We start from the raw sequence: 8,625 nt of genomic DNA, 5'->3' as shown, positions 1-8,625 counted from the left end.
GAAAACTTATGAATAAAGCAGGCTAATTAGTGTCTGTCCATAAAGTACCCCTTGCTGTGTTACGCTCGCCGCCAAAATCCTCATTTACGATTAGTAAACTCCGGTTTTAGCGGCTTCGCAAGCCTTGCAACTGGTACTTTCTGAACAGGCACACATATTGTAAAAATTTTTGCGAGTTTATAGACACGCACTAATTATCGATTCTTTTTCGTAAACTAATACGTTCGCCCGGCCGGGGTTCTTCGCCTTCATCCATATTATTATACCGGTAAAGTTTTTTAAGTTTCATCCCGTATATCTGAGATATTTCAAACATGGTCTGACCTTCTTTTACAACATGAAAGGGGTGATCGGGGTGTGCTTTATTTCTTTTCGGTTCAATATAGAGATAGTTATAATCGGTTACCCTTCTTCCGGATTCATCAAGATCGTTATATTTAGGAAGCTCCCAGTCTCTGAGATCAAACTCCTCTGCAATGGATGAAAAAGTATCTTCCGGTTTTACATTTATATATCTTACCCCGTTATTGAAGCGTACTTCATGCTCAACATAGGGATCAATCACATGGCCGCCGGAACTTCTCCTCCTGCTTTGCAATTGTCTCCAGGTTGTTTCCCCTGCCCCCTCTTCATCAAATTTATAAAGCTCGTACCGTTCAATAATGTCGATAAGCCGTTTTGCATAATTGGGGTCGGTAGCATAACCTGCTTTTTTCAAGCCACGCGCCCACCCTTTATAATCGGTAATTTCCAGTTCAAAAAGGAATGCATATCTTGATCTGGTGGACAAAAACCTGGCATGATCTGCAAAGGAATCGTAAACCGAATTGTATTTCCTGAAACATTCATTTCGCCGGTCATCATGATGATACACTTTTTCACCGGTCCAATCGTGACATTTTATTCCGAAATGATTGTTGGCCTCCACGGCCAGACGGCTGTTTCCGTTTCTGGATTCAAGCATGCCCTGGGCGAGGGTAATACTGGCAGGAACTCCACTCCTTTTCATGTTCATCACCGCCCATTCGTTGTATTTTTCAACATATTGTTGTGGTGTAATATCTGACGACAACTGCCCGTTAACCAGAAGCACAAAACAGATAGAGAAAGCTACTGAGAGAAATATTTTTCCTGACATCATTTAAACAGATGGTTAGATTTAAAGATATTAGATTTGAGACGTAATCGAACAATGCAAAAGTTTATACATATCCTTATTGTAGCAAACTTTGTCATGCTCGTTTTTACAGCAAATATATAAAACTGATTAACAAAAACAGGGCCGGTCATATAATTTGTGAATGAGTCTTCTTCCAGAATAGCTATTTTTGTATAGGTTGAGACGTAAAAAAATTTTGAACCGCAGTTAATGAAGACACAAAAACTTCATCCGACAATGAGGTTCACGAAAAGAGCCTTTATTAGGTGGCTCATGTATCGAATATTTGAAAGTGAAAGGAAAACTGCTATTTTTAGGTTTTTGAAGAATGAGTGCAGTATAAAAAGCATATTTTTGTCAAAATCAAGGCGTTTTAAATTTTTGAACAGGAGTTAACTCGTTGTTAATGAGGATGCAAAATTTTAAAACAACACAGAGTTTGGCAACAAAGATGCTTTTTATACCGGGCTCAAGAATCTAATGCTATATTGCAACTATGACTAAACAGGAAGAGAAATCTTTTAATTTCCCGTATAAGGAATACCGATCCGTTAACGAACTTGAAAAGGATGAACAGGAATTGGTTCGCCTTGCCGGTGAGGCATCGGCCAATGCTTACAGTCCTTACTCAAAATTCAATGTGGGAGCTGCAGTTCTGCTGGAAAACGGTGAAATTTTCACCGGCAATAACCAGGAAAATGCCGCATATCCATCGGGACTTTGTGCCGAACGGGTAGCTCTGTTTTATGCTTCTTCACAGTTTCCCGGGGTCCCTGTTAAAAAGCTTGCAGTTGCAGCATCGAAAAATAAAAGGATGATTGAAGCCCCGGTGCCTCCTTGTGGCAGTTGCCGGCAAGTATTTATTGAATGGGAAAAGCGTTTCAACAAGCCTTTTAGTGTTATTATGGCCGGAAGCAAAAAAATAATCAAGGTTGAGAAAGCCATGTGGCTCTTACCGTTTAACTTTCAATCCGATTATCTTTAATCGTGTGTGTCAACTAACACTATTCTTCCATTTCCTTTAATACCTTTTCTACTTCTTCTTCGGTGTTTTTCAATTTATTGCGACAATACCGAACCAGTTCCGAAACGCGTTTGACTTTCTCGGAAAGTTCATCCACATCTAGTTCTTCATTCTCCATGCGTTGCAGTATTTCTTCAATTTCTGCAACAGCCTCGCTGTAAGTTGGCTTCTTCTTTGTTGTCATAATATTTATCAGATTATCAGGTCGTTATATTGTCAAATATTAGTTTCTGTCTTTGTACCTTTTAATTGATTCAACTGTACCGGTAACTTCTCCGTTGATAAAGCGGGTGGTAGTCTGATCACCTTTATTAATCATAGAAATATCTTTAACCAGTTTCCCGTCAACGTAAGTGAGAGAATATCCTCTTTTCAAAAGGTGCTGCGGATCATTCAGGTGCAACGATTGTTCCAGAAAATCAAGCTTTTGTCTGGATGTATGCAAAAACCTTGAAGGTAATGCCCTCAGGTTGGTTTTGTAATGTCCGAGCAGCTGGTGATTTCCACTAAAAATACTACCGGTGGCGGTTTTTGTTCTTTCACCGAAACGCTGTATCACATATCTTTCGTTCCCGAGACGATGAGAAACAGAAACCGGCAATCGTCCTATCATTCGATCCAGCCTGCTTTTCCTTTTTTGCAAATCCATTTTAACCAGAGGCACATAAGTATTCGCAAAGTTTGCAGTTCTCTGCTTTTCCTTTTCAATTATATCTCGTACCATATCAGTCACCATCAAAGCCTTTTCGTCGATCATCTGCAAAAAAGTTGCAGCGCGTTCAATTAAAAAAGCCGCAACAGCCGTTGGCGTTTTCAACATGGTATTGGCTACCAGGTCTGCCACCGACTCGTCGCGTTCATGACCTATGCCGGTAATTACCGGAAGCGGGAACTGTGCAATGTGATACGCCACCCAATAACTGTCGAAACACAGCAAATCAATGGTAGCACCACCTCCTCTAATCAGAACTACGGCGTCGAAAAAACCTGCATATTCGAACACTTTTTCAAAGGCACCGGTAATAGAGGCTTCAGCCTTTTCGCCCTGCATAATAGCGGGAAAAAGGTGATAATAAAACTTTATCCTGTAAGGGTTGTTCTCCAATTGATTTACAAAATCACCAAATCCGGCAGCTGTAGGGGAAGAGATAATGGCAATTTTTTGGACTACGGGAGGCAGTTCAAGTTCCTTATTCATATCAATGACCCCCTCTTCTTCAAGGCGCATCAACACCTCTCTGCGTTTGCGTGCCAAATCACCCATCGTGTATGAGGGATCGATATCGGAAATTATCAAACTAAGACCAAAAACTTCCTGAAACTGAACCGTTACCTTAACCAGTATCTTTAGTCCTGTGGTCAATGGCTGGCCTGTAGTGGATTCAAAATAAGCTTTCAGCATTCTGAAGTTTTGCGCCCATATCATTGCTCTTGAGCGGGCTACAAGATGGTCGCCGGCTTCATCTTTCTCCACAAGGTCGAGATAGCAATGGCCGTTCCGGTTGACCCGAAGTTCTCCAATCTCGGCTTTCACCCAAATAGAAGATAGCATGGCATCGTCAATAATGCCTTTTATCTTCTGGTTTAACTGAAATAATGTAATAGCCTGCTGTCCCATACAACATCGTTAGAATCCACGGATCAGTTCCGAAGGATTATTCATATAGTCTTCGGGGTCTTCTAGTTCTTCCCGGTTTTGTTCATACAAATTATATTCCTGACGCTGTAAACTGTCAAGTTTGGCTTTATTTAAAGGCTCCCCGTCTTTATACTTCAATGAAAATTTTTCTCTTCCCAAAGCATCGTAAAAAAATCCAGAGACTGTCCTGCTTTCCTTCTTTATAAAACCCGGTTATTTCTTCCTTTCCACCAGGGAAATACACAGTATAAGCACCATGAAAATCGCCATCTTTATAATTGATAAACACCCGGGGTGATCCATCGGGATAATATCTCTTTTCCAGACCCTGTTTTTTGCCACCCCAGTAATATGCCTCGGCGGCAATGGTGCCATCTTTGAAAAAAATCCTGGATTCGCCCTGTTTTAAGTCATTCTCAAACCTTTCTCTGGCCTTCAAATGTCCTTTTTCGTCGAAAAACTCCCATACGCTGTCTTTCTTCATATCGTTATAAAATCCCTTAGCCAGTAATTTTCCTTCTTCCGAAAAGAATCTGGCCCGTCCGGTATTCGTATTGTCCTCAAAAACAATTTCGACAAATTTTTCACCATTTCTGTAATACCTGACAAGTGTATCTATCGGCTGTCCGTTCTTAAATCTGGCTTTGTAAGCCGGATTTCCATTGGGATGGTATCTCATCCAGTATCCCTGCCTTCTGCCTTTCTCATCGCGCAGATTCTTATAAATGGTATCGCGGTCATTCTTTTTCTGAGAAGATTTCTCAGGTTTTTCGAAAAGTCCTGTTTGTGCAGAAAGAGACACAGTTAAAAGAATGAAGGAAAACGAAATCAATAGTTTCAGTCTCATCGGAATTTTATATTTTCTGTTCCTTAAACAATAGATGAGTGCGGTCTAAAAAGCATCTTTATTGCCAAACTCTGTGATTTGCAACGTATTGTAAATATTTAACGGACTGTTTTCAAAAATAGCCCGAAATATGGGGGAATACTACTCCCGGCAATATACAACTAAAAGCAACTTTTTAAAGCAGTCTCCCAGGTACAAAAGTATTCATTTCAGCCTGAAAATTTAAACAATCTTTTGGGATTTACTCTTCCGGGACAGCAAAAGGTGGTGCAAAAAAGGGCTGCCCGGCGGGCAACCCTTAACAAAAACAGTTCTCAAAACTGAGTATATTATTTCACTTCCTCGAAGTCGACATCGGTCACTTCGTCATCGTCGCCACCTTTTTTCCCGGACTGCTCGCTGTGTTGCTGCTGGCCTCCGGCCTGCTGACCTCCCTGGGCCTGCTGACTGGCATTGTACATTTCCTGCGATGCAGCCTGGAAAACTGAATTGAGTTCTTCGGTAGCTTTGTCGATAGCATCTATATCCTGATTCTTATGTGCCTCTTTCAGTTTAGCCAAAGCATCTTCGATCGGTTTTTTCTTCTCTGCGGGAATTTTATCCCCAAACTCTTTCATCTGTTTTTCTGTCTGGAAGATAAGGTTATCAGCCGCATTGAGTTTATCGATCTTTTCCTTGGCCTTTTTGTCGGTTTCTGCATTGGCCTCAGCTTCCTCCTTCATGCGTTTGATTTCATCTTCAGACAATCCGGAAGAGGCTTCGATACGGATACTTTGTTCTTTTCCTGTTGCCTTGTCTTTGGCCGTAACATGCAAGATACCGTTGGCATCGATATCAAATGTTACTTCAATTTGCGGAACTCCCCGCGGTGCCGGTGGAATTCCATCCAGGTGAAAGCGACCGATGGTCTTATTATCTTTAGCCATTGGTCGTTCACCCTGCAGCACGTGAATTTCGACCGATGGTTGATTGTCAGCAGCAGTGGTAAAAGTTTCCGATTTCTTGGTAGGGATGGTGGTGTTGGCTTCGATCAATTTGGTCATTACACCGCCCATCGTTTCTATACCAAGAGAAAGCGGGGTAACGTCGAGCAGCAATACATCCTTTACTTCGCCTGTAAGCACTCCTCCCTGAATGGCTGCACCAATAGCAACAACCTCATCGGGGTTCACACCTTTGGAAGCCTTTTTGCCGAAGAAATCTTCCACTACCTTTTGAATAGCAGGTATACGAGTAGAACCCCCAACCAGAATTACCTCATCAATATCGGAGGCATTCAAGCCGGCATCTTTAAGCGCCAGTTTGCAGGGTTCGATTGTTTTTTGAACCAGATCGTACGTCAGCTGATCGAATTTGGCACGTGTCAGTGTTTTAACAAGGTGTTTGGGCACACCGTCAACCGGCATAATATATGGCAGGTTGATTTCTGTGCTTCCAGAACTGGAAAGTTCAATTTTGGCCTTTTCAGCAGCATCTTTCAGACGCTGAAGTGCCATCGGGTCTTTCTTCAGGTCTACACCTTCATCTTTCTTAAACTCATCAGCGAGCCAGTTCATTATTATTTCGTCGAAATCATCACCTCCAAGGTGAGTGTCGCCATTGGTCGATTTAACTTCGAACACACCGTCACCAAGCTCAAGAATACTTATATCGAAAGTACCACCACCAAGGTCATAAACGGCCACTTTCATATCTTTACCTTTCTTGTCGAGGCCATAGGCCAGCGACGCAGCAGTCGGCTCGTTTATGATCCGTCGAACTTTTAACCCGGCAATTTCACCGGCCTCTTTAGTGGCCTGACGCTGAGAGTCGTTAAAGTATGCAGGAACGGTAATAACCGCCTCTGTTACCTCCTGTCCGAGATAATCTTCTGCTGTTTTCTTCATCTTCTGAAGAATCATGGCCGATATCTCCTGGGGTGAGTACTGGCGGTCATCGATCTGCACACGTGGCGTGTTATTCTCACCTTTAACAACCTTGTATGCCACCCTTTTTACTTCATTGGGGATTTCATCGTACATACTCCCCATGAAACGCTTGATAGAATATATCGTTTTTTCAGGATTAGTGATAGCCTGACGTTTGGCCGGGTCACCCACCTTGCGCTCACCATTTTCCACAAATGCAACAATAGATGGTGTGGTACGTTTACCTTCGCTGTTGGGAATAACAACAGCTTCATTACCCTCCATCACTGAAACACATGAGTTGGTCGTTCCTAAGTCAATTCCAATTATTTTTCCCATTGTGTAATTTATTTTTTCGTTCTCAATAATTTTTCAATTTTGCTTCTGTATTAAATCAAAGGATATGCCATTTCCATTTATCCACAAAAAGATGCAATTATGACACAGGCATATATAAAAAACCCGGATCGTGTCAGAATCCGGGTGACAAATCGGCAGAGGAATAATATTTCTCTTTCTACTACTCAATAGATCGTTAGATTGTTAGATCGTTAGATATAAGATATCAGAATCCGCCGGCTGTCTCACCCACTCAAACAGGCAGATGTTTGCCGCAAGTGACACAATCATGGATTTTACCGGGCCCTACATTAGCGTTTTGAATTTGAGGTTTAGAGTTCGGGATTCTGTAATTGTTCATTTTTTATTTGTCCTCAATTCTAAACCATGTTCACACAAAACCTGGTTGCAACGCTCCATAATTTGCTGAAATATCGGGAGGTTTTCTAACAATATATTAATGCCCTCGATACGATCACTTAAGTTGGAAGGGTATTCATGCGCAATATCATTTCTTATTTTTCTCAACTCTATCCAGTTTATAGCAGAATCAATAATATTTAGTTTTTCCAACCGGTTTAAAATATCAATGAAGGCCCTATCTTCAACCGGCTCCGCTAATGCCTGGAGAGTTAATGGGAAAAGTCTGGAACCGATGAGGTCCTGTGTTTTGGAAAAGCGAAAAATGTATTGATCAAGAAACCCAATGGTTTCATCATCCAATAAAAAATAATTATTACGGGTAATTGGGAGAAACTTGTCTACTTTAGATATGGCAAAATTCATTCGCTTGAGATGTAAATAAGCTGCCTCAAATGTTTTTTCCAGACTATCTTTTAGTTCTCTGTTATCCATGTTATTCGTTTAGTGCTTCATAAAATCAACCCTTTCTTTCGGGCTGTTTTGACAATAGGCAATTCTTCATTTTCAGGCGTATTGATAATTACATCAATTTTTTGTTCCCCTATAAGGATATCCAATTTGCTCAAAAATGCGGCTTTTTGATGAATCAGCCGGCGTGGAGATTTTATTTCTGACAGTTGTATGTATAAATCGATATCTCCACCTTTTTTACTGTTATCTGTTCGTGAACCGAAAAGATATAAGGTGGCTTTATCACCCCAGACTTCTTTGGCAGCATGTTTTATGCTTTGTCGTTCTCTTTCAGATAATCTCATGATTCATAATTCATATTGACATAAGTGAAATCAAATATACAAAATCGCCTTTTACAGGAAGAAAAGACCTGTGATTTTCATCCAAAATCGGTATAATTCGTAAAATTCGCGGTTTATATTTTTTATACTACTAATTGTTTTTGGACTTCGTGCGTTTGTTGCTTCCCAACTTTTAGTGGAACCGCGAATTCTTGCAAGCAAGCGGCAGAGCCGAGCGTAACGAATTAGGCGCTTAGGGTGTAAAACTAACCAACATGTTGTTTAAGCTGACCAAATCCCCCGTAGGGGCTTTTTTAAGGCTTGTCCTGAAAAAACATAGTACCTTATCTCTGATTTTGTTGTATTTTTTGGCAAAAGATTTTTTACCTGAATTATTCATAAATTTTCGTCATGAGATGTTCAAGTATCCCAAAACACAAGAAACCGCAGAAAAAATTGATGCAGGGAATAGTGAACTATTTTCAAATCAAATTTTTCGAGGACGCTTGTGTTTTGCCGATAATTGGGCATCGTAATAGATAATTTATCACTA

The 8,625-nt window shown here is 40.9% G+C and carries 10 protein-coding genes; 2 read left to right on the top strand and 8 right to left on the bottom strand.

Annotated features, from left to right (window positions below; all coding sequences use genetic code 11):
* Window positions 1-190 precede the first annotated feature (190 nt).
* Window positions 191-1,141 (bottom strand): glucosaminidase domain-containing protein, encoded by a 951-nt coding sequence (locus tag OQ5_RS21810; protein WP_016779161.1) that lies wholly within the window; start codon window positions 1,139-1,141, stop codon window positions 191-193.
* A gap of 514 nt (window positions 1,142-1,655) precedes the next feature.
* Between OQ5_RS21810 and cdd the strand changes: the two genes are divergently transcribed.
* Entirely contained in the window at window positions 1,656-2,144 is a 489-nt protein-coding gene (gene cdd / locus OQ5_RS0119790) for a cytidine deaminase (RefSeq protein WP_016779160.1), read from the top strand.
* A gap of 19 nt (window positions 2,145-2,163) precedes the next feature.
* Here the strand turns inward: cdd and xseB are convergent, their stop codons facing one another.
* The 7 genes from xseB to OQ5_RS0119760 all read right to left on the bottom strand — a co-directional run bounded on the left by xseB (window position 2,164) and on the right by OQ5_RS0119760 (window position 8,093).
* Complete coding sequence (xseB, locus tag OQ5_RS0119785) at window positions 2,164-2,367, bottom strand: exodeoxyribonuclease VII small subunit (RefSeq protein ID WP_016779159.1); 204 nt, start codon at window positions 2,365-2,367, stop codon at window positions 2,164-2,166.
* Window positions 2,368-2,406: 39 nt separating this feature from the next.
* Window positions 2,407-3,801: an exodeoxyribonuclease VII large subunit gene (xseA, locus tag OQ5_RS0119780; RefSeq protein ID WP_016779158.1), complete on the bottom strand. Its 1,395-nt coding sequence runs from the start codon at window positions 3,799-3,801 to the stop codon at window positions 2,407-2,409.
* A gap of 9 nt (window positions 3,802-3,810) precedes the next feature.
* The gene (locus OQ5_RS25120; protein WP_016779157.1) at window positions 3,811-3,960 is read right to left on the bottom strand and encodes a hypothetical protein; all 150 of its coding nucleotides are present in this window, start codon (window positions 3,958-3,960) and stop codon (window positions 3,811-3,813) included.
* Window positions 3,950-4,669, bottom strand: coding sequence for a toxin-antitoxin system YwqK family antitoxin (locus OQ5_RS21805; RefSeq protein ID WP_016779156.1), 720 nt, complete (start codon window positions 4,667-4,669; stop codon window positions 3,950-3,952). The genes OQ5_RS25120 and OQ5_RS21805 overlap by 11 nt, the downstream gene beginning before the upstream one ends.
* A gap of 329 nt (window positions 4,670-4,998) precedes the next feature.
* Complete coding sequence (dnaK, locus tag OQ5_RS0119770) at window positions 4,999-6,915, bottom strand: molecular chaperone DnaK (protein ID WP_016779155.1); 1,917 nt, start codon at window positions 6,913-6,915, stop codon at window positions 4,999-5,001.
* Between the two features lie 357 nt (window positions 6,916-7,272).
* The gene (locus OQ5_RS0119765; protein ID WP_016779154.1) at window positions 7,273-7,770 is read right to left on the bottom strand and encodes a hypothetical protein; all 498 of its coding nucleotides are present in this window, start codon (window positions 7,768-7,770) and stop codon (window positions 7,273-7,275) included.
* Window positions 7,771-7,787: 17 nt separating this feature from the next.
* Window positions 7,788-8,093, bottom strand: coding sequence for a nucleotidyltransferase domain-containing protein (locus OQ5_RS0119760; RefSeq protein WP_016779153.1), 306 nt, complete (start codon window positions 8,091-8,093; stop codon window positions 7,788-7,790).
* A gap of 254 nt (window positions 8,094-8,347) precedes the next feature.
* On the opposite strand from OQ5_RS0119760, the gene OQ5_RS23710 reads away from it, so the two are divergent.
* Window positions 8,348-8,608, top strand: a complete 261-nt coding sequence (locus OQ5_RS23710) for a hypothetical protein (RefSeq protein ID WP_016779152.1) — start codon at window positions 8,348-8,350, stop codon at window positions 8,606-8,608.
* Window positions 8,609-8,625: the final 17 nt, after the last annotated feature.

The organism is Anaerophaga thermohalophila str. Valhall, from assembly GCF_000250735.1.
Lineage (GTDB): Bacteria > Bacteroidota > Bacteroidia > Bacteroidales > Marinilabiliaceae > Anaerophaga > Anaerophaga thermohalophila_A.
The sequence above is the reverse complement of the archived record's forward strand: the minus strand, read 5'-3'. Positions and strand labels throughout refer to the sequence as shown.

Excerpts from the sequence above, each read along its gene's own strand:
- OQ5_RS21810 (WP_016779161.1), bottom strand. The coding sequence starts at position 1,141 with ATGATGTCAGGAAAAATATTTCTCTCAGTAGCTTTCTCTATCTGTTTT.
- cdd (WP_016779160.1), top strand. The coding sequence starts at position 1,656 with ATGACTAAACAGGAAGAGAAATCTTTTAATTTCCCGTATAAGGAATAC.
- xseB (WP_016779159.1), bottom strand. The coding sequence starts at position 2,367 with ATGACAACAAAGAAGAAGCCAACTTACAGCGAGGCTGTTGCAGAAATT.
- xseA (WP_016779158.1), bottom strand. The coding sequence starts at position 3,801 with ATGGGACAGCAGGCTATTACATTATTTCAGTTAAACCAGAAGATAAAA.
- OQ5_RS21805 (WP_016779156.1), bottom strand. The coding sequence starts at position 4,669 with ATGAGACTGAAACTATTGATTTCGTTTTCCTTCATTCTTTTAACTGTG.
- dnaK (WP_016779155.1), bottom strand. The coding sequence starts at position 6,915 with ATGGGAAAAATAATTGGAATTGACTTAGGAACGACCAACTCATGTGTT.
- OQ5_RS0119765 (WP_016779154.1), bottom strand. The coding sequence starts at position 7,770 with ATGGATAACAGAGAACTAAAAGATAGTCTGGAAAAAACATTTGAGGCA.
- OQ5_RS0119760 (WP_016779153.1), bottom strand. The coding sequence starts at position 8,093 with ATGAGATTATCTGAAAGAGAACGACAAAGCATAAAACATGCTGCCAAA.
- OQ5_RS23710 (WP_016779152.1), top strand. The coding sequence starts at position 8,348 with ATGTTGTTTAAGCTGACCAAATCCCCCGTAGGGGCTTTTTTAAGGCTT.